This window comes from Nocardia sp. NPDC003482 (genome assembly GCF_053588115.1).
The window spans coordinates 323303-348221 of sequence record NZ_JBSFPI010000005.1 but is presented as its reverse complement, the minus strand read 5'-3'; the positions used below and the strand labels follow the sequence as shown (position 1 = coordinate 348221).

Genomic DNA, 24919 nt, shown 5'->3' with positions numbered 1-24919 from the left:
GTCGTCACCTCTCCTCGTCGCTCACAACGCCAGGCCCCCGTCCACCGGGATCACCGCGCCGGTCATCGCGCTGTTCTCGGGTCCGGCGAGAAAGGCCAGGACCGTGGCTGTTTCGGCCGGGTCGAGCAGGCGGCCGACGGGCTGTTGCCCGGCGAAGCGGGCCACGCTCGGCAGGCCGTAGAGGCGGGCGCACTCGTCCAGGAGGGGGGTGTCGGTCGAGCCGGGGCTCACGGCGTTGGCGGTGATCCCGGTGCCGCCGAGTTCGGCGGCGAGGGCCCGGATCAGCCCCGCCACACCGGCTTTCGCGGCGCAGTAGACCGCGAGGCGCGGGAGGCCCTTGGTGGCGGCGGCCGACGCCACGGCCAGGAAGCGGCCCGAGCGCGGTTCGGGGCGGGCCAACAGGGCGGGGACGGCGACCCGTGCGAGGTTCAGCACACCGCCGAGGCAGACGTCGAGCACCGCGCGCTCCCGATCGAAGGGCATGTCCCACAACGGAACTCCGCCCGCGATGACCCCGGCCGCGCCGATCGCCGCGTCCAGTCCGCCCCAGACCGCCACCGCCTCGGCGACCGCGGCGCGCAGCGCGTCGGGATCGCGGACGTCGGCCACGAACGGGCGCACCGCCCCGACCCGATTCACCCGCCCGCCCGCCTCGGCGGTGACGGCGAGCAGTTCCTTCTTGGTGCCCAGCGCGTACGGCAGCGCCGGATCGTCCTCGGCCACATCGACGGCCAGCACCGACCAGCCGCGATCGGCCAGCGCCAGCACGGTCGCCGCGCCGATGCCGCGCGCGGCCCCGGTCACCACCGCCACCCGCCGCTGCCCGGAATTCCACGCCACGTCGCGCGCCCGCATGCGGCCTCCCCGGGGTGCGGCTCCGTCCCCGCGGGTGCCGGAGCGGAAATATGATTCTCAATGAACGTTAATGGCATTACAGGGCAGGTACAAGTGGCCGCTCCGGTATCGCCAGCACTCAGCATGAGAGTATGATTCTTCTCTGCGGAGATTGTTAATCTCATACCGTGGTCGGGCCGGACCCGTCCGACCTCCGCACGAGCAGCGAGGAGTCCCGTGAACATCGACGACATGATCCTGGTGAGTATCGATGACCACGTGGTCGAGCCGATCCACATGTTCGACGGCCGCGTCCCGGCGAAATGGGCGGACCTGGCTCCCAAGGTCATCGTCGACGACAAGGGCGTCGACCGCTGGGTCTACCGCGGCCGTCCGGTCGGCGTGACCGGCCTGAACGCGGTGGTGTCCTGGCCGCCGGAGGAGTGGGGCTACGACCCCGCGGGCTACGCGGAGATGCGCCCGGGGGTCTACGACGTGCACGAGCGCGTCCGGGACATGAACGCCAACGGCGTGCTGGCCTCGATGTGCTTCCCCACCTTCGCGGGCTTCAGCGCCCGGCACCTGAGCCAGGAGCCCGACGAGATCACCGTCGCGGTCATCCAGGCGTACAACGACTGGCACATCGAGGACTGGGCGGGCGCGTACCCGGGCCGGTTCATCCCGTTGGCCATTCTGCCGCTGTGGGATCCGGCGCTCGCCGTCGCCGAGATCGAGCGCGTCGCCGCCAAGGGCTGCCACTCGGTGAGCATGCCGGAGCTACCGCATCTCGACGGCCTGCCCAGCTACCACGACATGAGCTACTGGGCCCCGGTCCTGCAGGCGTTGCAGGACAACGAGACCGTGATGAACCTGCACATCGGCCAGGGCTTCGGCGTGCTGAAACTGGCCCCGGACGCGCCCATCGACAATCTCATGGTGCTCGCGCCGAGCGTCTCGCTCATCTCGGCCCAGGATCTGTTGTGGGGACCGGCTTTCCGTCGCTTTCCCGGACTGAGGGTGTCGTTCTCCGAGGGCGGCGTCGGCTGGATCCCGTTCTTTTTGGATCGCTCGGATCGCCACTACACCAATCAGAAGTGGCTGCGCCGCGACTTCGGCGGCAAGCTGCCCAGCGAGGTGTTCCGCGAGCACGCCATCTCCTGCTATGTCACCGACAAGACGTCGCTGAAGCTGCGCCACGAGATCGGCATCGACAACATCGCGTGGGAATGCGATTACCCGCACTCGGATTCGATCTGGCCGAACGCGCCGGAGTTCGTGCTGGCCGAGTTGGCGGCCGCGGGGGCCGACGACACCGATATCGACAAGATCACCTGGCAGAACGCCTGCCGATTCCTGAATTGGGATCCGTTCCAGCACATTTCGCGGGAGCGGGCCACGGTCGGCGCGCTGCGCGAGCAGGCCCGCGACGTCGACACCTCCACCAAGTCGCGCAAGGAGTACGCCGAGCTGTACGCCGCCCGCGCGAGCTGAGGCCGGATTTCCGCCGAGAGCGGTATATGCCACAATGGAAAGGGACGATCTCTGGAATCTCGGTTGACACCGTACCGTGATGCACGGTGTCACATCATTCTCCGGTACAGTGCCCTCATGTTCTCTTCACGCGACCGAGGACCGAGGCACCCGTGACCAGTCCGAGCGAGGAGCCCGCCTGGAAGCAGCGTGCCGTCGAGCGTTCGCTGCGGACCGCCAAACGCCGGGCCGAGCAGCGGGTGCAGAAGTTCCTCGACGCCGCGCAGGCGATCATCACCGAGAAGGGGACCACGGACTTCACCGTCCAGGAGGTCGTCGACCGCTCCCGGCAGTCGTTGCGCAGCTTCTATCTGCAATTCGACGGTAAGCACGAGTTGCTGCTCGCCCTGTTCGAGGACGCGCTCGTGCGCACGGCCGAACAGCTGCGCGCGGCGGCCGACAGCAAGAAGAAGCCGCTGGACAAACTCCAGATCACCGTCGAGCTGCTGTTCGAGCTGTGCCGCCCCGATCCGTCCGCGCAGCGTCCGCTGTTCACCGACTTCGCGCCGCAGCTGCTGGTCTCGCATCCGGCTCAGGTGAAGGTCGCGCACGCGCCGCTGCTGGCGTTGTTCACCGAATTGCTGGAGGAGGCGGTGGCGGCCAAGCAATTACGACCGGGCGTCGAGCCGCGCCGCGCGGCGGCGATGGTCATGCAGACCGTCATGTTCATCGCGCAGTCGGCCGGCAGCACCGACGAGCAGACCCAGCATCCGATCACCGCGCCGGAGGTCTGGGACTTCTGCGCGCACGGGATCGCCAAGAGCTGAGAATACGATTCTCATTTCCTCGATAACTGCGTTATCGTACATCGATGAGCCGGAGGAGTAATCGCGACGCCGCCGCGGTGATCATCGACGAGGTCATCGCGCTCATCGAGGCCGAGGGCTACGACGCGGTGCAGCTGCGCGAGGTGGCCCGGCGGGCCAAGGTCTCGCTGACGACGGTGTACAAGCTCTATCCCACCCGCGACGCGCTCATCCTGGCCGCCATCGAGGAGTGGATGGCGACCAACACCTATCACCCCGCCCCGCCCGCCCCGGATCGGGAGACGTTGCGCGACGGGCTGATTCGGCTGCTGCGCTCGGTCTTCGAACCGTGGGAACGCCATCCGCGGATGCTCGAGGCGCACTATCTGGCCCGCTCGGCCCCGGGCGGTCAGCGCCTGGACAATCAGGGGTTCGCCGCCATCCTGCCCAGCGCCGCCGACCTGCTCGACGATCTGGACCCCGACTACGTCGCCGATGTGGCGCTCGTGCTCACCAATATGACCCACGCCCTGATCGGCCGCTTCGTCGACGGCGCCCTGGCGAGCACCGAGATCCTGCCCGCCCTCGAACGCGTCATCTACCGCCTGACGAGCGATAACGCCGCTCTCGCCGCCCCGCCCGAGGCCGCGCGCGAGCACGGCGCGCACCGGTTCGTGCTGCGCCCGTCGTTCATCTCCCCCTACGAGCCGGGCCGCGAGGAGCCCGAGACGGAGTGATCGCGCACCCACGCGTCGATGAACCGGCAGTTGTCGAAGAACCCCTCGACCATCTGCTGGCACACCGTGTCCTCTACCGCTCGCCCGAACACCGGCAGCTTGGATTCGACGGTCCCGCTCAACGCCAGCGCGCAGGCGTCGTCTCCGCGCGCGCTCAACGCGAACAGCGCGTCGACGGTCATGCGCCCCAACTCGATCCAGCCGTGGAACACGCCGGTGGCGGTGGAACCTGCGATCGGATGCCAGGACTCCTCGAAGTCGAAGGTGATCTCCTTGGCGCGTTTGCGCCCGACGCCGCGCGGCAGCAGCGCGCTCGCCACCTCGGTGGACGCGGCGATCGTGACGACATCACCGGCGGTGCGGAAATCGGTGAGACTGGTCCGGCCCTCGCCGATCGCGGCGAACCGTTGCTCCCAGTGCGGGCGGCTCACCATCGCCGCGTGCACCGCGGCCATCGGGACGGCGAAGTCGTAGTCCTCGGAAAAGGTCTTGGGCATGTCAACTTCCGATCGTGGTTGGGACGGGGGAACGGGATCGGCGCGCGGGTGACCACCACATGCGCCCGGTGAGCAGGCCGAGCACGGCCGGGACGAGAACGAGCCGCACGATGCTCGCGTCCACGAGCGCGGCCAGGGCGACGCCGATGCCGATCATCTTGGTGGCGGCCACCCGCGACGCGCCGATGGCCAGCAGCACGATGGTCAGGATCACCGCCGCGGAGGTGATGATGCCGCCGGTGCGCTGGATGGCGTTCACGATCGCCGCCCGGTCCGGCGTCCCGGCGCGGTGTTCCTCGGCGAGCCGCGCCAGCACGAAAACGCCGTAGTCCATGGACAATCCGAACGCGATGCAGATGACCAGGATCGGCAGCGTGGAATCGATCGCGCCGGTCGGGGTGAACCCGAGCAGCCCCGACAGATGACCGTCCTGGAAGATCAGCACGATCGCGCCCAGCGTCGCGGTCAGGCTCAGCCCGTTGACCACCACCGACACCGCCGCCAACAGCACGCTGCCGGTGAGCAGATACACCGCGATCAGGGCCACGAGCGCGACGACCCCGATCGCGGGTCCGGCGAGCCGCCCGATGGCGGCCTTGGTGTCGAGCAGCGTCGCGATCTCCCCGCCGACCCGAATGCCATGGGCGCGAGCGGCTTTCTGAACCTGCGCGACGACGGCCTGCCCCGCCGCGGAGGTCGGTTCGATGCCCTTGTCGGGCATGATCAGCAGCGCGCCGGGCCGGGTCATGCGGGTGGTGCGCGGATCGGTCAGCAGCGGCGGCGCGGCCACCTGGGCGACGCCGTGGATCGCCGCCAATTCGGTTCCGAGAGCGCGGATTTCGCCGGGTTCGCGGTCGTCGGGGATCACCAGATAGGCGATGGGCAGGGCGCTGGCCTGGAAGTCCTCGCGCAACGCGTCGTGGGTGGCGCGAATCGCCGAACCGGGTGGCAGCTGGCGGTCGTCGACCGTGCCGTAGGTGACCGAGGCGAACGGCGCGGCCAGGGCCAGCAGCACCCCGGCGGTGACGATCGCGAAGGCCCACGGCCGCGCCAGCACCACCCGCGTCCAGCGCGCCCATCGCTCCGATCCCGCCGCGGCGGCCCGCCCCGACCGCCCGATCCGGTTGCCGAGCAACCGGAGCGCGGCGGGCAGGCACACCACCACCGCGACGGTCGAGATCGCCACGACGACGATCCCGGCGTAGGCGAACGACCGCAGGAAGTACATCGGGAACAGCAGCAGCACCGCGAGCACGGCGGTGATGGTGGCCGCGGAGAACACCACGGTCCGCCCGGCGGTGGCGACGGTGGCGCGCACGGCGGCGTCCACGTCGTCGGTGTCGGCCAGTTCCTCGCGGAAGCGGCGCACCATCAGCAGCGCGTAGTCCACCGCGAGCCCCAAACCCACCGCGGTGGTGAGGTTCTGGGAGAACACCGACACATCGGTGAGGTGGCCGAGCAGCCGCAGGATGGAGTTGGTGGTGACGATGGAGAACAGCCCGACCGCGATCGGCAGCAGCGCCGCGGTCACCCCGCCGAACACGGCCAGCAGCACGATCAGCATGAGCGGCAGCGCGATCAGTTCGGCGCGCAGCAGATCGGCCTTGATGGTGGACTGCACCTCGGCCCGGACGACGGCCGGACCACCCAGCCGCACGGTGATTCCCGGTCCCGCGTCGGGCAGGTGCCCGCGCACCGCGGCGAGGGTCTTGTCCTGCGCGCCCTCGTCGCCGCGGATGTGGGCGATCACCAGGGCCTCGGTGTGATCGGCCGAGCGCAGCGCGGGAAGCGGTGCGGTCCACGCGGATACGACGCCGCCGAGACCGTCCTCGGCGGCGAGCCGATCGGTCAGCCGACGGCCGAATTCGGCGACCTCGGGATCGTCGACGCCCTTGGGCGAGGACACCAGCAGGAACAGATTGGGGTCGGCCTGCGGGGCGATCTCGCTGATCGCCCGCGCGGCCAGCGCGGAGTCCGCGCCCGGATCGGACGCGCCGCCCGCCAATCGCCGGTCGCCGACGGTGAATTCGACGGTCAGCGCGAGCAGGAACAGCACCAGGGTGGTGACGAGCACGAATCGGGTGCGCGGTCGGGTCAGCATCGGGTGCTCCCGTTCGTGGCGGCGGTGTCGGCGACGCGCAGCGCCGCGGCGACGACGGCCGCCGGGTCGGCGGCGAGATACAGGTGCGAACCCGCGAACACGGTGGTGCCCAACGGTATTCGGCTGAACCGCTGCCATCCGGCCGCGGCGGACGGAGCGCACACCGGGTCGGCGTCGGCGACGAAACAGGCGAGGGGCACGTCGATCGGCTCCCCGCGCGGGATCTCGTAGCGGTCCAGCAGCCGCAGATCCGCGCGCAGCGTCCGCAGGAACATCGGACCCAGTTCGGGATCGGTCAGCAGCCGTTGCTCGGCCTCCGACAGCCCGTCGAGCCGGGCCACCAGTTCCCGGTCGCCGAGGGTGTCGACCCCGAGGGGGCGGCGCAGCCCGGGGGCGGGAGCGGCGGACAGAACCAGTGCCTCCCATGGGCTTTCGCGATCGGCGCGCACGGTCTCGAAGGCCGTGAAGCCGCCCATGCTGTGCCCGAACAGCACGGTCGGCAGCGGCGGGAGCGCCCGCAGCGCGGCGGCGATCGCGCCGCCGAGTTCGGCGATCGAGTCCGGCATCGGCTCGCGCAACCGTTCCTGCCGGGCGGGGTACTGGATCAGGCACAGTTCGGTGCCGGGATCGACGTGGTCGGCCCACGACCGGTAGAACCCGGCCGACGCCCCCGCGTGCGGGAAGCACACGAGGCGGCGGGCGGGCGCGGCGGCCTCGATCAGGCGGTACCAGGGTGAGCGCATCGGTGCTCGCTTCCGTCGGTTCAGCGGTGCAGGGTGCGGAGGAGGGTGGTGACGCAGCGGTCGGCGACGGCGGTGACGGTGAGCGCGGGCGGTACGGCCGCGCACGATCCCGGCAGCAGCGCCGAATCGATGACGTGCAAACCGGGACAGCCGAACACCTCCCCCGTCTCGTCGGTCGCCGCCCCGAGCACCGCGCCGCCGAGGCTGTGCGAGGTCGTGATCGCCCCGCTCACACCGAAACTCGCGCCGCCGCGCGCGGCGGCGAGCCGTTGCGCGGTCGACCGCACGGCGTCGGCGACGCGCACGATCTCCGGATGCCCGGCGGGCCAGTCCACCACCAGCCCGCCCGCGTCGGCGCGAATCGTGCCCAGCGCGGGCGGATCCGACACGGCCAGCACGCCCCCGGCGAGGTCGCCGCCGAGAGTCTTGCCGAGCGGGAAGCTCAACAGGGTGACCGGCACGTCCCCGCTCTCGTCGACCAGGCCGACATGCGCGGGCCCGCCCTGACCACCCCCCGCGGGCGGGAACCCGCCGATCGCGACCAGGTGATCGCCGCCGGTCCCCCACCGCCGCCCCACCTCGTCGTTGACCTCCGGCAGGTCCCCGGCCGCGCGGGCCCGCACGAGCAGCCCGGTGGTGCCGATCGATCCGGCGGCCAGCAGCACCCGCGGCGCCACGAGAGTCCTTGTGGCGCCGAGGTTTCCGGCCGCGTCGAGCTCGCCGTAGTCGATCCGGTACCCGTCGTCGTGGCGGCCGATCCCCCGTACCGGCGACAACGCGCGCAGCTCGACCAGGCCGGTGTCCAGCGCGGCGGCCATGATGGTGCGATCCACGCTGCGTTTGGCCCCGCTGTTGATGCCGAACATGGAGTGTCCGGCGATGGCGGAAGCCGGTGCGGCCCCGGCGATCTCGGCCCGCACGGTGTCCCAGTCCAGGGCCAGCGGCAGCAGCGTCGGATCGTATCCGGCCCGCTCGGCGAGGTCCCGGAACGCGCGGGCGTCGGCGTAGCTCGGCGAGTCGAGCAGATCGGCGGGGATCGGGGACGGTCCGATCAGCGCCCGCGCCCGCGGGTACCAGGTGCCGGTCATCTCGGCGTGGTCGAGCAGCCCGCCGAACGTGCGGTCGAACGCCGCCGCGCCGGGTTCGGCCATGACCGCGTTGTTCACCAGCGATCCCCCGCCCACGCCCGCGCCGAGCAGCCCGACGATGCCGCGCGCCGGGAACGCCTCGAGCACCCCGGTCGACACCGCGCCGGTCGGACCCGGCAGCCATACCGCGCGGCCGTCGGGATGTTCGGGCGTGGCGAAGGTGTCGGGTCCGGTGATCCGCCACGACCGCCCGCGCTCGAGCACGACGCTGCGAAAACCGGCCTGCGCCAACCGAAGTGCCGCGACCGATCCCGCGTACCCGCTGCCGACGATGACGATGTCGGCGGTCTCGGGTGCGGCGGCGTGGGCCCGGCCGGGGGCGGCGAGCGCGGCGCCGAGCAGCGCGCCGCCGACCAGGAGGGACCGTCTACGCACCAGGCTCCGCCGCCTTCGCGTCGACCAGCACCGGCAGATACGAGTAGCCGAACGAGCCCTGCCGCGTGCGCAGCCGCGGCGGATCGGCCGGATCCAGCGAGAAGCGGTGCCGCACCTGATACAGCGACCGGAAGGCGTGCTCGGCCAGCAGCCGCGACAGCGCCGCGCCGGGGCAGAAGTGCGGTCCGGCACCGAAACCCAGATGGTCGCGCTTGTTGTGCCGGTCCAGATCGAGCCGGGCCGCGTCGGGGAAGTGGTTCTCGTCGCGGTTGGCCGACCCGATCACCACGTGGATGAGCCCGCCCGCCGGAATGTCGACATCGCCCACCCGCAGTTCCCGCGAGGCCCGCCGCAGCAGCCACTGGGTGGGGCTGTACAGCCGCAGGAACTCGTCGATGAATTCCTTGGTGTCCTCGGGCCGTTCGCGCAGCCGCGCCGCCAGCTCGTCGTCCTCGAGCAGCATCTTGAATCCGCCGCCGAGCAGGTTCATCGTGGTCTCGTGTCCGGCGGCGATGAACGACCAGGCCATGGTGACCAGTTCGTCGCGGGTCATCTCGCCGGTCTCCTCCTGGGCCACCAGCTCGCCGAGGATGTCGCCGCGATTGGGTCCGCCGAGGCGCTGGGAGGCCAGTTCGTCCATGTAGTTGCTGAACTCCAGGACGTCCTCGTAGTAGCCGGGCGCGAGATCGGGGTCCATGCCCGCCGCCACCGCGAAGCCGTCCATCACGCCCTGGGACCAGCGGCGCAGTTCGGCCTTGCGGTCCAGCGGCACGCCGAGCATCCCCCCGACCACGCGCAGCGGCAGCGCGGTGGTGAACGCCTCCACGAACTCCACCCGGGGCTGGGCGAGGATGTCGGCGATCAGCTCGTCGACGATGTCCTGCACCCAATCCCCCAGCGTCCGAACGAGTCTGGCGTTGAAGGCGCGGTTGGCCATCTTGCGCAGCCGGGTGTGTTCGGGGGCGTCGCGGTTGACGAGCATGGGCACGTTGAGCATGCCCTCGCGCTGGATGTGGGAGGAGTAGACCTCCTTGTTGCGCAGCGCCTCGTTGACCTCGTCGTAGCAGGCGTACACGTACAGGTCGTGACCGTCCCAGGTGGCCTCGGGCAGATAGTGCACGCGCCGCTCGCGCAGCTTCTCGTACTTCGGCCACGGGTTGAGGCGGTACTCCGGGTCGGCGAGGTCGATGGTGAGGGTGGTCATCAGCCAGCCTTTCGTCGCAGGGTGGTGGTGTCGGGGGACCGGACGAAGCCGGATTCGACGAAGCGCCGCAAGTAGATTCGAACCTGGTCGGCGTCGAGCGGCGGGCAGACCAGCCCGACCCGTTCGAGCGCCGCCTCCGTCGCCGCGCTGTGCGACAGCGGCAGCCGCACGTGGTCGACCGAATCGCTGAGGAACGGCATCAGCCCGAGCAGGGCCATGCTGCTCGACCCGCGCCGCAGGATCTGTTCGCGCCACTGGTCGAACGGCAGCCGCCGCAGCCGGTAGCCGAAGTCGTCGAGGGTGTCGAAGAACTCCGGCCACGGCATCGCCCGTCCGCTCACCAGATGCAGTGTGCGGCCGAGCAATTCGGGTTCGGTGGTGCAGGCGGCGATGGCGCGGGCCACGTGGTCGACCGGGGCGGGCTGGATCGGCATCTCCCCGCGCAGCGGCGCGATCCCGGCCTCGATGCAGCCCTTGACGAGCATGGACAGGTGATCGAGCTTGTTGAACGCGCCGGTGACGCTGTGCCCGGCGGTGTTGATCCGGTGGATGGTGACCGGCAGGCCGCGTTCGGCGGTGCGGCGCACCATCTTCTCGGCGATCCATTTGGTCTGGGCGTAGCCGACGACCAGGGCGCCGCTGTTGTCGAGCGGTTCGTCCTCGTCGACATGGTCGCGCAGGTACTCGCGGGAGGAGAACACCCCGACGGTGGACAGGAAGTGGAACGGAATGGGCGCGCCCCAGGTGGCCAGCCGCAGCAGTTCGCGGGTGCCGCCGATGTTCACCGCCTCCAGCCCCCGGAACGGATAGGTCCACTTGACCAGCGCCCCGGCGTGCACGATATGCCCGACGCGGGCGCTGAGCCGGTCGTAGTCGGCCGGTCCCAGCCCCGCGAACGGTTCGCCGAGATCGGCGGCGAGCGGTTCGATGCGCGCGAGATCGGCGTCGTTGCAGGGCAATCCGTAGGCGGCGAGGTTGGCGGCGAGGCGGCGGCGGGCGTGCCCGGGATCCTCGGCGCGGACCGGGCAGTGCACCCGCTCGTGCCGGTCGAGCAGTTCGCGCAACAGGAACGCGCCGACGAAACCCGTTGCGCCGGTGAGCAACACCTCGCCGCGCGAGTCGTCGGGCGTCCCGTTCACGGTGATGTCGTCGCCCGGATCGGCGAGGGCGGTCATCTCCTCGACGGTCTTGCGCCGGATGCGGATGCCGGTGCGGGAGCGTTTCGGCGCGTCCTCGCCGCCGGATTCGGTTGCCTCGGCGGTGATCTCGGTGACGAGCCAGTCGGTCAGCCGCCGCGGGGTGGGGTGATCGAACAGGGCCTCGAGCGGGACGGCCAGATCGAGGTCGCGTTCGACCTTGTTCTTCAGTTCGGCCATCATCAGCGAGTCGACCATCTCGTTGAACTGGGCGAGGGTGTCGATCTGCTCGCTCTCGCACCCCATGACGGCGGCGAGGATGTCCACGACGTAGGCCAGCAGGGTGTCGTGGGCGGCGACCCGGTCGGCCCGGCGCAGCTCGGCCACGTCGGGCGCGGTCACCGCCGCCAACCGGCCGTGCCCGTGCTGGGCCTGCCTGCTGGCGTGCACCAGCCGATCCAGCATGGCCGCGGTCACCGGGGCGAACGACACCCCCGACAGCCGGGCCGAGAGCCGGTCGTCGAGATAGACGCGGATGTCGCCGCGCACGCTCGTGGCGGTGCTCTCGGTGAGTTCGACGGTACAGCTCATGCGATCGCCGTCCGGGTCGCCGAAGACCTCCATCCGTTCGAATCCGGTGCCCAGCAACACCGGCCGCTCGGCCTCGGGATCCTGGTCCGGCTCCCAGGCCGCCGACACCAACTGGATGCAGGCGTCGAAGGCGAGCAGTTCGGCGCGCACCCCGGCGATCTCGCCACCGCAGCCCGGCTCGGGCGCGCGCAGGGCGCCGATGGCCGCGCCCGTGCCGAGCTGGGCGTGGTCGATGAGCCGGAAGCTGGGGCCGAGCACGAAGCGCGGATGCCACACCTTGTCGTAGAACTCGGCGTCGTTGACCACGCGGGGATGTTCGAGGAACAGCTCGGCCGGACCGATCTCCGGCGGCGCGCCGTTCCCGCGCTGCGCGAGGGTCACCGTCGCGTGCCGCGTCCACACCGTGGAACCGGCCGTGGCGCTGTAGATCTCGGCGGTCGCCCGGCCGTCCTCGAAGGCGGACACCAGCACCTGCACGTCGAGTTCCACCTCGTCGGCGGCCACCACCGGATGCTGGATCGAGACCTGTTCGGCCACAACGGGTTCGGTGGTCAGCGATTCGGCGGTGCGCAGGGCGAGCTCGAGCAGCACGACGCCGGGCACCACGCGCACATCGTGCACGACGTGTTCGTCGAGGAACGGGATCGTCGCCGCCGAGATCCGCGTCTGCGACAGCGCGCCCCCGGTGGCCGCCCGCACCACGGCCGGGTCGAGCGCGCCCGTCGCGTCGTCGGCGAGCGGCGGCGGCGCGGGCCGGTCGGACCGGTCGGCGCGCGGCCGCGGAATCCAGTACGGGGTGTGCTCGAACGGGTAGGTCGGCAGCGTGGCGGGCCGGGCCGGTCGCGGATGCACGGCCCGCCAGTCGATCGTCGCGCCCGCGACCCACAGCCGACTCACCGCCGCCAGCAACGCCTCTCGGCCCCCGCCGGAGGCGAGGGTGGCGACGCAACCGATATCGCGGCCGGCGGGGTGATTGCGGATCAGCGACAGCAGCGCGCCCGGGCCGAGTTCGATCACGGTGGTCACCTCGCGGGCGAGCACGGTGTCCAGCGCGTCGGCGAACCGCACGGACCGCCGGGTGTGGTCGGTCCAGTACGCCGGATCGGTGACCGCGTCGGTCGCCAGCGCCCCGGTGGTGTCGGACACGAAATCGATTGCCGGGGGCGACAATCGGACCTCCGCGAACGCCTTGCGCAGCGGATCGAGCGCGGGCTCGACGAGCGGGGAGTGGAAACCCTGCGTGACCGGGAGCCGCTTGGCCCGCACGCCGCGCCCGGTCACGGCGGCCACGACGGCGTCGACGTCCGCGGCGCGCCCGGACACCACCGTGTCGTTCGGGCTGTTGATCACCGCCACCACGACCGCGCCGGACGCCACCTCGGGCAGCTCCGCCAAATCGGCCGCGGGACAGGCGATCGCGGCCATGGCCCCGTCGTCGGTGAGTTCGGCCATGGCGGCGGCGCGGGCGGCGATGAGCTCCGCGCCCTCGGCGACGGTGAACACCCCCGCGAGCGCGGCGGCGGCGTAGGCGCCCACGCTGTGCCCGACGACCAGATCGGGTTCCACGCCGACCGACCGCCACCACTGGCCGAGCGCGACGGCCAGCGCGTACAGGGCGGGCTGCGCCACCTCGGTACGGGTCAGGGCGGCCTCGGCCGCGGGACCGGACTCGATCAGCACCGACAGGGGTAGATCGCCCGCACCGCCGAGGCCGTCGACGACCTCGGTGATGACCGGATCGACCCCGTACAGCCCCGCGAGCGCCCCGGCGAGCCGGGTGCCGTGGCCCGGCGCGATCATGGCGACGCGCGGCAGCGCGTTGGGGTCGCGCCGCCCGCGCAGGCCGCCGCCCGCCGCGAGCTCCCGCAGCCCGGTCACCAGGTCCTCGGGGGTCGCGGCCACGACCGCGCCGCGATGGGCCAGATCCGCCCGCCCGGTTCCGGCCGTCCACGCCACCTGTGTTGTGCGCCAGCCGGTTTCGCGGTCCACGGCGTCCGCCAGTCGCCGCGCCGCATCGGTGAGCGCCTGCGCCGTCGCGCCCGAAACCTTCACCGCCACCGGTTCATTCACCGCCTCGCCCGCGGGTTCGACGCTCGGCGGCGCGGCCACCACGAGATGCGCGTTGGTGCCGCCGAATCCGAACGAGGACACGCCCGCGACGCGCGGCCCGTCACCCCAGTCGGTGAGCACGCGCGGCACCCGCACCGGCAGCCGATCCCAGTCCAGATGCGGATTTGGTTGCGCCAGATTGAGATGCGGTGGGATCTGTCCCTTGGCCACGACGAGCGCGGCCTTGAGGAATCCGGCGATGCCCGCGGCCGCCTCCAGGTGCCCGATATTGGTCTTCACCGAGCCCAGCCGCAGCGGCCGATCCGCCGGGCGGTCCGCGCCGAGCGCGTCGGCGAGCGCCCGCACCTCGATCGGATCCCCCAGCGGGGTGCCGGTGCCGTGCGCCTCGACGTAGCCGACCTCCGACGGGGCCACCCGCGCCGCGGCCAGCGCGCGCCGAATCACGCTGCGCTGCGCGGACGCTCGCGGCACGGTCAGGCCGGAGGTGCGGCCGTCCTGGTTCACGGCGCTGCCCTTGATGACGCACAGCACGGTGTCGCCCGCGGCCTGCGCCGCCGACAGGGTGCGCAGCGCCACGATGCCGCAGCCCTCGCCGCGCACGTAGCCGTCGGCGGCGGCGTCGAAGGTGCGGCACTGCCCCGTCGGGGAGAGCATCCGGCCCTTCGACAGCGCGACGGTCACCTCCGGCGACAGCACCAGGTTCACGCCACCGGCCAGCGCGAGATCGCACTCCCCCGCCCGCAGGCTGTGCACCGCGAGGTGCAGCGACACCAGCGACGACGAGCACGCGGTGTCGACCACCAGGCTCGGACCCTCGAGCCCGAGCGCGTACGACAGCCGGTTGGCCCCGAAGTTGGCGGCGTTGCCGGTCGCGACGTAGGCGTCGATGGCCTCCACGCCGTGCGCGGCCGCGCCGAGCCGCTCGTAGTCGCCGCCGCCCATACCGATGAACACCCCCGTGGCCGACCCGCGCAGTGAATCCGGTGCGATCCCGGCGTGTTCGAGTGCCTCCCAGGCGACTTCGAGCACCATCCGGTGCTGCGGGTCGATGGCGACCGCCTCGCGCGGCGGCACCCCGAACAGCGCGGCGTCGAAACCCCGCACGTCGCTGAGGAATCCGCCGTGCCGGGAATAGGTGCGGCCCGGCCGGTCGGGATCGGCGTCGAAGAAGTCGTCGATCTTCCAGCGGTCGCCGGGCGTCTCGGTGACGCCGGAACGCCCGTGCGCCAACAGATCCCAGTAGTCGTCGAGTCCGGTGACCCCGCCCGGCAGGCGGCAGCCGACGCCGACGACGGCGATCGGTTCGGTCAGCGCCCGCTCCGCCTTGGCCGCGGCCTCCCGGGCGGCGCGCACCTCCAGCAGCGCCCGCCGTAGCGTCGCCTCACGATCAGTGCTTGTCATCGATCCTCCCGGTATCGAGTTCCTGGTCGAGCAGTTCGAGCAGCTCCGCCTCGCTCAGATCGAGCAGGTCGTCCGCCGCGTTCTCGGACGGCGCTGCGCCGCCCGGGGTTTCGGGGTCGGCGAGCTCGACCAAGGTGAGCAGGTAGGTGGTGAGGTCGGCGATGGTGGGGTGTTCGAACACGGTGGTGACCGGGATCGGGCGGCCGATGAGCCGCTCGACGCGGGTCTTGAGTTCGACGCTGGTGATCGAGTCCATCCCCGATTCGAAGAAGCCCTGCCGTGGGTCGAGCCGGGTGCGCTCCGAGCGGCCCAGCACGGTCGCGACCTCCCGTTGCAGGGCGTCCTCGAGGGCGCGTCGCCGCGCGGCGGGCGCGAAGGTGCCCAGCCGCGTGACGAATTCGCGGGCGGCCTCGTTCCCGTCGGTCCCGCCGCCGGACCCGGCCATGTCGGCCAGCAGGGGCCGCTGCCGTTTGGCCTGCATCACCGGCAGGAACCTCGACCAGTCCACCGGAGCGGCCACGGTCTGCGGGGCCGCGCCGCCGACGAGGGTGTCGAGCACCGCGAGCGCGGTGTCCGGCGCGAGTTCGCTCATGCCCATGGCCGCGAAGTACTCGCCGTGTCCGGCGGCCATGGCGCTGTCGCGCCACCAGCCCCAGTCGATCGCGGTCGCGGTGCGCCCGCGGGCGCGCCGGTCCCAGGCGAGCATGTCGAGGAAGTGGTTCGCCGCGCAGTAGTGCCCGGCCAGCGCCGAACCCCATACCGCGGCCGCGGAGGAGAACAGGACGAAGAAGTCCGTATCCGCGAGCGCGGCAAGTGAATCCAGGACCAGCGCACCTTGGACCTTGGCGCGCAGCACCGCGTCGAACTGATCCATCCCCATCGAGGCGATCGGGGCGGCGTCCAGCGCGCCCGCAGCGTGCACGACGCCGCGTACCGGCGGCCAGTCGGTGTCGCCGTCGAACACCTCGGCCATGCGCCGGGGATCGGCGACATCGGCGGCCGGGGTGTGCACCCGCACGCCGCGTTCCCGCAGCGCCGCGAGCGCGTCCCGGACCTCGGCGGGATGGTCGGCGGGGTCGCGGCGGCCGAGCAGGACCAGATGCCGTGCGCCGCGCCGGACCAACCAGTCCGCGATCCGCAGTCCGAGCGAGCCGAGGCCGCCGGTCACCAGATACGCGGCGTCCGAATCCAATTCGGGCGGCGGTGTGGCCGTGGTCGTGGCGCGACGCAGGCGGGGCACCAGCCGCCGGTCGCCGCGGAAGGCGACCTGATCCTCCACGGTGTCGCCGGTGATCTGCGCGAGGACGGCGAGGGCGTCGCCGTCCGGGTCGGCGCTGGCGGGGTCGAGGTCGATCGCCGCGCCCCACAGCGCGGGATGTTCGAGCCCGATGGTGCGGGCCAGACCCCAGAGCGGGGCGTGCTCGACCGTGAGGGGGTGGTCGGCGGCGGGCACCGCGCCGCGGGTGACGACGAAGACCCGGCCCGTCCGTCCGCCCGCGAGCCACGCCTGGACGGTGCCGAGCACCGCGCTCGTGGCGCGGTGGATCTCGGCGGAGACCGCCTCCGGGGCGCGGCCGGTTCCCGGACTGGGGAGAACGATCGCACCGGCGAATTCGCCTGCGGGCACCTCGGTTCCGGGAGTGATCGTCTCGGCCGTCGCGCCCGCGACCGTCAATTCGCGGGCCAGCCGTCCGGCGAGCTCCCCGCCGTCGGCGACGAGCAGCCACCGGCTGCCGGGCGGCACCGCGGCGGTCACGGATTCGGTTGCGCGCCAGTCGATGTCGTAGAGATCGCAGTCCACGGCGGTGGCGCTCGCGGTGATGGTCGGCAGCCAGTGCCGCTGCCGGTGCCAGCGGTAGGCGGGCAGGTCGAGGCGGCGGTAGCCGCCCGCCGGGTACAGGGCCTCGAGCGCGACGGGATGGCCGTGTTCGAGCAACCGGCCCGCCGCGTCGAGCGTACTGCGGCGAACGGCGTTGTCCCGCACCATGGTCGGCACGTAGGTGAGATCCGGTGTCTGCCGCACCGCGCCCGCGAGGGTGCGATCCGGGCCGATCTCGAGCACGTCCCGCACCCCCTCGTCCACGGCCGCGGCGAGCGCTGCCGCGAACAGCACCGGCCGGGTGACCGCGGCCGCCCAGTACGCCGGATCGGTCAGCTCCTGTTCGGCGCGGCGGCCGAGCGAGGTGGAGTAGAACCGGATCGCCGGGGCGCGCAACGGCACCTCGGCGATCAGCTCCGGCAGGGCGTTCGCCGCCGCCGCCATCTGCGGGCTGTGGAAGGCGTAGTCGGACTGGATGGTTCGGGTCGGGGCGCCGTGCGCGGCGGCGCGGCGGGCGATCTCGTCGACGGCCTCGACCGGACCGGCGAGCACCGTCGCGGCGGGTCCGTTGACGGCCGCGACGCACACCTCGTCGCCGTCGAGCAGTTCCCGCACCCGCGCGACGGGCAGGCCGATCGCGACCATGGCCCCGCGGCCCCGGGTGTCGGCCATCGCCGCGCCGCGCGCGACGGCCAGCCGCAGCGCCGCCTCCCGGGTCAGGGCCCCGGCGGCGTATCCGGCGGCGATCTCGCCGACGCTGTGGCCGACGACCGCGCCGGGCCGGATGCCCCAGCGCGCCCACAGATCGGTCAGCGCGATCTGCACCGCGCAGATCGCGGCCTGCGCGTAGCGGGTGTCGTCGAGCCGGGACTGTCCCTCGGGTCTGCCGAATTCCGCCAGCAGCGACCAGTTTCCGGCGCGGCGGACGATCGCGTCGCAGTCCTCGAGGGTCGCGCGCAGCAGCGGTTCGGCCAGCACCCGCGCGCCCAGGCCGGGCCATTGGCCGCCCTGCCCGGAGTAGACGAACACCAGCCCGGTGCGGGAGCGGGCCGTGGCCCGGACCGTTTCCGCGCCGGAGACGCCGCCCAGTGCGGTGCGCAGCGCGGCGAGGGAGTCGGCCACCACCGCCGCCCGGTAGGGGTCGATCGTGCGGTGCCGGGCCAGGGTGGCGGCGACATCGCGGACGGCGAGTTCGTCGCCGAGCCGGTCGGCGAGCGCGATCGCGTTGTCGCGCAACGATTCCGGGGTCGCGGCGCTGACCACGACCAGTTCCGGATCGCCGGTCGCCGCCGCGGGCTCCGCGACTGTCGGCGCGGGCGCCTCCTGGAGAATGACGTGGGCGTTGGTGCCGCTGAAGCCGAACGAACTCACGCCCCCGATACGGCCGTCGGCGTGTTCGGGCCACGGCACTGGTTCGGTCGGGATGACCACCGGCGTCGCACCCCACGGCACGGCCGGATTCGGGTCACGATAGTGCAGATGCGGCGGAATTCGCTTGTGCCACAACGACAGCGCAAGTTTGATCAGCCCGCACACCCCGGCCGCCGCCTCCAGATGACCGACATTCGTCTTGGCCGATCCGACGACGAGCGGCGGCGCCGCGTCCGGATCGGGCCGCAGGGCCGCGGTCATGGCCGCCAGTTCGATCGGGTCGCCGAGCGGGGTGCCCGTCCCGTGCGCCTCCACGTAGCCGACCGACTGCGGGGTCACGCCCGCGGCCCGCACCGCGCCGGAGATGACCTCGGCCTGGGCGGTGCCGCTGGGCACGGTCAGCCCGGCGCTGCGGCCGTCCTGGTTGACCTCGCTGCCCCGCACCAGCGCCCAGATCCGGTCGCCGTCGCGGCGGGCGTCGGAGAGTCGTTTGAGGATCAGCACACCGCACCCCTCGCCGCGCCCGTAGCCGTCGGCGGTGGCGTCGAAGGTCTTGCAGCGGCCGTCGGCGGCCAGCGCGCCCATACTCGACAGGCTCGACGTCGTCGCGGGCGACAGGATGAGGTTCACGCCGCCGACCACCGCGATATCCGCCCGGCCCGTGCGCAGATCGGTCACGGCGTGATCGGTCGCCACCAGCGACGACGAGCACGCGGTGTCGATCGCCATGCTCGGCCCGCGCAACCCCAGCAGATACGACACCCGCCCGGCGGCGACGCTGAAGGTGTTGCCGGTGGCGAAATACGGGTCGACCGTGCTGCGTTCGGCCGCGAGCAGTTGCAGATAGTCGGTGGTGTTCATGCCCACGTACACCGAACCGGCCGCGCCCCGCAACCGGTCGCGGGCGATGCCGGCGTCGTCGAGCGCCTCCCACACCACCTCGAGCAGCAGCCGCTGTTGCGGGTCCATGCCGCGCGCCTCGCGCGGGGAGATGCCGAACGCCTCGGCGTCGAAGTCGGCCACCGGCACATCGAGGAAGCCCGCGCGGAATTCGGGGCCGTCGGTGCGCAGCCAGGGCCGGTCCGCCGGAACCGGTCCGGTGCCGTCGCGTCCGGAGATCAACAGATCCCAATAGCCATCGAGATCGTCGGCGCCGCCCGGGAAGCGACAGGCCATGCCGACGATGGCGATCGGTTCGGCGCTCGGCGTCGCCCGCCGCCGCGCCGGGGCGGTCGCGGCGGCCTGGCTGCTCAGGTAGGCGGCCAGCCGGGCGATCGTCGGATGTTCGAACACGACCGTCGGCGGCAGCGGCACCGTATGGGTCGCGCGCAGGGTGGTGAGCAGTTCCACGGCCATGGCGGAGGTGAGGCCCACGTCGAACAAGCCCGCGTCGGGATCGACGCGCTCGCCCGCGGGCAGTCCGAGCAGCCGCGCCAATTCCGTTTGCAGCCGGTCGATCTCCGCGTCCACCGTGTAGGCGACCTCGCCGCCCGGTTCCGGGGTCGCGGCCTCGGCGTGGATCGGATGCTCGTCCGTGATCCAGTACGGGACGCGCTGGAACGGGTAGGTGGGCAGCTCCGGTATCCGGTCGGGCACGAATTGGGTTGCCGCCCAATCGATCCGGCTGCCGTCGGCCCACACCCGGGCCAGCGATTCGAGCAGCCGCCGGTGCGGGTCGGCGGTTCCGGCCGAGGGCACGCACAGCGGTTCGCGCGCGTCGGGATGGGTGGCGAGCAGGGACAGCAGCCCGCCCGGCCCGAGTTCGACGACGGTGTCGGCGCGGCGCGCGTGCACGGTCGCCACGGCCGCGTCGAAGCGGACCGGCTGGCGGGTGTGGGTGAGCCAGTACTCCACCTCGGTGGGTTCGCCGGTCACCACCTCGCCGGTGGTGTCGGAGACGAAATCGATTGTCGGCTGGCACAATTCGATGTTCTCGAACGCGGCCCGCAACATCGGCAGCGCGGGTTCGACGGCCCGGGAGTGGAAGGCCCGGCCCACCGGCAGCCGTCGTGCCTTGATCCCGCGCTCCCCGGCGGCGGCGACCACCGCGTCCACCGCATCACCCGGGCCCGCGACCACGATCTCCGTCGCGGCGTTGACCACCGCCACGGTCACCGCGTCCGACGGCGCGAGTTCGGCCAACTCCGCTGGCGCGCAACCGATCGCGGCCATGGCGTCACCGTCGGCGAGCGCGCCCATCGCCGTCCCCCGCGCCGCGATCAGCGCGGCCCCGTCGGCGATCGAGAACACCCCGGCCAGCGCCGCCGCCGCGTACGCGCCGACGCTGTGCCCGGTCACCACGTCCGGCTCCACCCCGACCGATCGCCACCACTGCCCCAGCGCCACCGCCATCGCGTACAGGGCGGGCTGCGCCACCTCGGTCCGCGACAAGGCCGCCTCGACCTCGTCGCCGGTCCGCACCAGCACCGACAACGGCAGTTCCGCCACCGACCCGAGGGAGTCCAGCACCTCGGTCACCACCGGAACCACACCGTAGATCCCCGCCAGGGCCCCCGCGATCCGCGTCCCGTGCCCCGGCGCCACGAACGCCACCCGGGGCGCCCCACCGCGCCGTCGACGGCCTCGAATCCCGTTGCCGGAGGCGGTATCCCGCAGTCCGTCCAGCAGTTCTCGCCGCGACCCGGCGATCACCGCCGCCCGCACGGGAAGGTCGGCCCGCCGCGTATTCGCCGCCCAGGCGACCTGCGCCGGGGACAGGGTCGGCTCCCCCGCCACCAGCTCCGCCAGCCGCTCGGCCGTCGCGGCCAACGCGCCCGGATCGGCCCCGGCCAGCTTCACCACCACCGGCACCTCGGCCTTCGGCACCGACCGTTGCTGCGGCGCAACAACTTCCACGGTCTCGGGGGTGGCGAGGACGACATGGGCGTTGGTGCCGCCGAAGCCGAACGACGAGACCCCCGCGACGCGTTCGGGCTCGGCCCACGGCGTGACCCTGCGGGGCACCTCGATACCCAACCGGTCCCAGTCGACGTGCGGCGTGGGCTCGCGCAGATTGAGATGCGGCGGAATGACTCCCCGTGACACGGCGAGGGCGGCCTTGATGAACCCGGCGATGCCCGCCGCGGCCTCGAGGTGGCCGATATTGGTCTTCACCGAGCCCACGCGCAGCGGGTTCTCGTCGCGTCCGGAGCCCAATACCGCCGCGAGCGCGCGCAATTCGATCGGATCGCCGAGGGGCGTCCCGGTGCCGTGGGCCTCGACATAACCGACCCGCTCGGGCTCGAGTCCGGCGGCGGCGAGGGCGCGCTGCACGACGGCCTGCTGGGCGACCATGCTCGGCGCGGTCAGACCCGAACTGCGGCCGTCCTGATTGACCGCCGAACCGCGCACCACGCACAGCACGCGGTCCCCGTTCGCGATCGCGTCGGACAGGCGGCGCAGCACCACGAAACCGCAGCCCTCGCCCCGCACATAGCCGTCGGCGGCGGCGTCGAAGGTGCGGCACCCGCCGCTCGGGGAGAGCATCCGGCCCTTCGACAACGCCATCGTCACCTCCGGCGACAACATGACGTTCACCCCGCCCGCCAACGCCAGCTCGCATTCGCCGCCGCGCAGGCTCTGCGCCGCGAGATGCACCGCCACCAGCGACGACGAGCACGCGGTGTCGACCACGAGACTCGGCCCGGCCAGACCGAGCGCGTACGACAGCCGATTCGCGCCGAAGTTCCCGGCATTGCCGGTCGCCACATAGGCGTCGATCGCGTCGATCCCCCGCGCCCGCGCGGCCACCCGCTCGTAGTCCCCGCCGGACATGCCGACGAAAACCCCTGTGCCGGAACCGCGCAGCGCGTCCGGCGCGATCCCCGCGTGTTCCAGCGCCTGCCACGCCGTCTCCAGCACCAGCCGCTGTTGCGGATCCATACTCGCCGCCTCGCGCGCCGAGATCCCGAACAGTCCGGCGTCGAACCCGCGCACATCGGACAGGAATCCGCCGTGCCGCGAATACGTCCGCCCCGGCGCGTCGGGATCGGCGTCGTAGAACTCCGCCACGTCCCAGCGGTCGCCCGGCACCTCGCCCACCCCGGACCGCCCGGTCACGAGCAGCTCCCAGAACTCCTCGGCCCCCTCCACCCCGCCCGGGAACCGGCATCCCACCCCGACCACCGCGATCGGCTCGTCGGTCGCCGTCCGCGACTCGAAAATCGCTGCGCCGCCGAAGGTTTCACCGGCCAGCTCGGCCAGCGCCGCGGCTGCCTGCACGATGCTCGGATGCTCCCACGCCAGCGTCGGCGGGATGTCGATGCCCAATTCCTCGGACAGATCGGCCGCGATCCGCACCGCCTGGATCGACCCCAGCCCATAGGTCGCGAACTGCTCCCGCACATCGATCTCCTCGGCCGCCAGCCCGGAGTGCCGTGCGATGGCCGCCACCATGAACGCCTCGATCTCGCGCCGCCCGCGCCGGGGCCGGGGCTCCTCGCTCACGGCGGCATCGGGAACAGCGGAGGTCGCGGGCGGCTCCGAAGCGGTGATCACGCCGCCGAACTCGCCGTCCAGATACTGCCGACGGCATTGCGCCCGTTGCAGTTTGCCACTGGAGGTCACCGGGATCGCGCGGGCGGGCACCAGCAGGATGTCGTAGGCGGCGAGCTGGAAGTGCTCGGAGACCGCGCGGCGCACGGCGGCGACCAGTTCGGCGTCGGTGAACTCGCGGCGCGCCCGGCGCGGCTTCTGCTGCACCACCACGAGCCGGTCCTCGCCGCCGACCTCGATCGCGAAGGCGACGCAGCGCGTTCCGGCCAGACCCGGATGACTGCCGACCGATACCGCCTCCACGTCCTGGGGATACACATTGCGGCCGCGGAAGTTCATCGCCTCCTTGGTGCGCCCGACGATGAACAGCTGACCGTCCACCAGACAGCCCAGATCGCCCGGGTCGAGATACGGACCGTCCCCGGTGTCGGTGTACCGCCGGAAGGTGTCCTCGGTCGCGGTCTCGTTCTCGAAATACCCTGCGGCGACGCTGATTCCGCGAATCCACACCGCGCCGACCCGCCCCTCGGGCAGCACCGTCCGCGTGGCGGGATCGACGATGGCGACCTCGGTCTCGGCGGCGACGCGCCCGGACCCGACCAGCCGGGCGACCCGCTTCGTCCCGTCGTCGGCCGCCGTCACCCGGCCCTGTTCGAGCTCGTCCGCCGAGGCCGTCACCACCGCCGGATCCCCGGCCGGGCGACCGCCCGAGACCAGCAGCGTCGCCTCGGCCAGCCCGTAGCAGGGATAGAACGCCGACCGGCGAAATCCGCAGGGCGCGAACGTTTCCGCGAACGCGTCGAGCACCTCGGCCCGCACCGGCTCCGACCCGTTGAGCGCGCTCTCCCAGCGCGACAGGTCCAGCGTCGCCAGCCGCTCCGGATCCGCGTGATCCACACACAGCTGATAGGCGAAGTTCGGTCCCGCGCTGCTGGTGGCGCCCTCGTGCGCCATGACCTCGAGCCAGTACAGCGGATCGCGGACGAAGGTCATGGGCGAGATCACCACGACCGGGAAACCGCTGTAGATCGGCGAGACCAGCCCGCCCAGCAGGCCCATGTCGTGATAGGGCGGCAGCCAGCCCGCGCCGATGGAGTCGGGGGTGATGCCGAAGGCGTCCTCGGCGATGCGCGCGTTGTTCAGCAGATTCGCGTGACTGACGACGACGCCCTTGGGCGCGGACGTCGAGCCGGAGGTGTACTGGAGCAGCGCGGTGGTGTCCGGCTCGATGTCCGGCGGCTCCCACTCGTGCGCGGGCGCGGTGAAGTTCCCGCGCCCGGCCTCGATCCAGGTGGCCGCCGCCAGGGTGGGGATCTCGCTGCCGCGAATGGTCGAAAGGCCCAGGCGGTCAGCGCCTTCCGCCGTCAGCACCGCCCCGGCGCGCGCCGAGCGCGCGATGGTCTCCACCCGCGACAGATGCCGATTCGAGGCCGGCGGATACGCGGGCACGGGGACGAGCCCGGCGTACAGGCACCCGTAGAAGTGCATGATGTACTCCACCCCGGGCGGGCACAGCAGCAGAATCCGTTGTCCCGGTTCGCAATACGAGCGCAACCGCACCGCCACCGACCGCGCGACCGCGTCCAGCTCACGGTAGGTGAAATCCTCCCGCTCGAACCGATTCGCGGCGGTGGGCCGCACGAACCGCATGGCCAGCCGGTCGGGCGTCGACGCGCCGCGCCGCCGAATGGCGTCCACCAGAGTTTCGAAGTTCACGGCACGCTCGGCCACAAGCTTCCCCCTTTTCGACAGAACGACAACACTGTCGGGACATGCGACGACAATCAACTCCAGCGGTGAGCGTCGCGCCGAAATTCATCCCCCGCGAATATCCGAAACAATCGCGAGGACGACGAATTCGAGAATTGGTCGGGGTTACCTGTTCCCCCGGATATCTGATGATCAACTTCGACCCGGACGAGTCTACGACACGGTTCGCGGGATTGCACAACGCCCGTTCTGGGTAACAGGTGTGTATCCACGGTTACCGGCAATCGCCCGGCCACCGCCGAACACGGGGTCAAAACGTCCGCCCGTTGGCGATACAGCGATAAGTCAACTTTCCAGCTAATCAGACAACCGACCAGTTGGGCGATATCGCCGCAGCTCCCCGGCGAGCTGC

Annotated in this window: 11 protein-coding genes; 3 read left to right on the top strand and 8 right to left on the bottom strand. The window is 72.0% G+C overall.

What is annotated here, in order from left to right; translation table 11 throughout:
* Positions 1-21 precede the first annotated feature (21 nt).
* A complete protein-coding gene (locus tag ACWDSJ_RS10760) occupies positions 22-855 on the bottom strand; it encodes a mycofactocin-coupled SDR family oxidoreductase (protein ID WP_450030997.1) in 834 nt (277 codons plus the stop codon).
* Positions 856-1071: 216 nt separating this feature from the next.
* On the opposite strand from ACWDSJ_RS10760, the gene ACWDSJ_RS10755 reads away from it, so the two are divergent.
* From ACWDSJ_RS10755 to ACWDSJ_RS10745, 3 genes are all read left to right on the top strand, one after another.
* Complete coding sequence (locus ACWDSJ_RS10755) at positions 1072-2325, top strand: amidohydrolase family protein (protein WP_450030995.1); 1254 nt, start codon at positions 1072-1074, stop codon at positions 2323-2325.
* An 86-nt stretch (positions 2326-2411) separates the two neighbouring features.
* The gene (locus tag ACWDSJ_RS10750; RefSeq protein WP_387364484.1) at positions 2412-3131 is read left to right on the top strand and encodes a TetR/AcrR family transcriptional regulator; all 720 of its coding nucleotides are present in this window, start codon (positions 2412-2414) and stop codon (positions 3129-3131) included.
* Between the two features lie 44 nt (positions 3132-3175).
* Complete coding sequence (locus ACWDSJ_RS10745) at positions 3176-3847, top strand: TetR family transcriptional regulator (RefSeq protein ID WP_387364487.1); 672 nt, start codon at positions 3176-3178, stop codon at positions 3845-3847.
* Here the strand turns inward: ACWDSJ_RS10745 and ACWDSJ_RS10740 are convergent.
* From ACWDSJ_RS10740 to ACWDSJ_RS10710, 7 genes are read right to left on the bottom strand one after another with little or no spacing between them, the layout of a single operon-like run.
* On the bottom strand, positions 3811-4344 hold the full coding sequence (locus tag ACWDSJ_RS10740) for a DUF2505 domain-containing protein (protein ID WP_450030993.1): 534 nt from the start codon (positions 4342-4344) through the stop codon (positions 3811-3813). The genes ACWDSJ_RS10745 and ACWDSJ_RS10740 overlap by 37 nt on opposite strands.
* A gap of 1 nt (position 4345) precedes the next feature.
* Complete coding sequence (locus tag ACWDSJ_RS10735) at positions 4346-6445, bottom strand: MMPL family transporter (RefSeq protein WP_450030991.1); 2100 nt, start codon at positions 6443-6445, stop codon at positions 4346-4348.
* Positions 6439-7188 (bottom strand): thioesterase II family protein, encoded by a 750-nt coding sequence (locus ACWDSJ_RS10730; RefSeq protein ID WP_450030989.1) that lies wholly within the window; start codon positions 7186-7188, stop codon positions 6439-6441. The genes ACWDSJ_RS10735 and ACWDSJ_RS10730 overlap by 7 nt, the downstream gene beginning before the upstream one ends.
* Before the next feature lie 20 nt (positions 7189-7208).
* Positions 7209-8711, bottom strand: coding sequence for a GMC oxidoreductase (locus ACWDSJ_RS10725; protein ID WP_450030987.1), 1503 nt, complete (start codon positions 8709-8711; stop codon positions 7209-7211).
* Positions 8704-9915 (bottom strand): cytochrome P450, encoded by a 1212-nt coding sequence (locus ACWDSJ_RS10720; protein ID WP_450030985.1) that lies wholly within the window; start codon positions 9913-9915, stop codon positions 8704-8706. The genes ACWDSJ_RS10725 and ACWDSJ_RS10720 overlap by 8 nt, the downstream gene beginning before the upstream one ends.
* Entirely contained in the window at positions 9915-15113 is a 5199-nt protein-coding gene (locus tag ACWDSJ_RS10715) for a thioester reductase domain-containing protein (protein WP_450030983.1), read from the bottom strand. Before ACWDSJ_RS10715 ends, ACWDSJ_RS10720 begins: the two co-directional genes overlap by 1 nt.
* Positions 15100-24513 (bottom strand): SDR family NAD(P)-dependent oxidoreductase, encoded by a 9414-nt coding sequence (locus tag ACWDSJ_RS10710; protein WP_450030981.1) that lies wholly within the window; start codon positions 24511-24513, stop codon positions 15100-15102. Before ACWDSJ_RS10710 ends, ACWDSJ_RS10715 begins: the two co-directional genes overlap by 14 nt.
* Positions 24514-24919 lie beyond the last annotated feature (406 nt).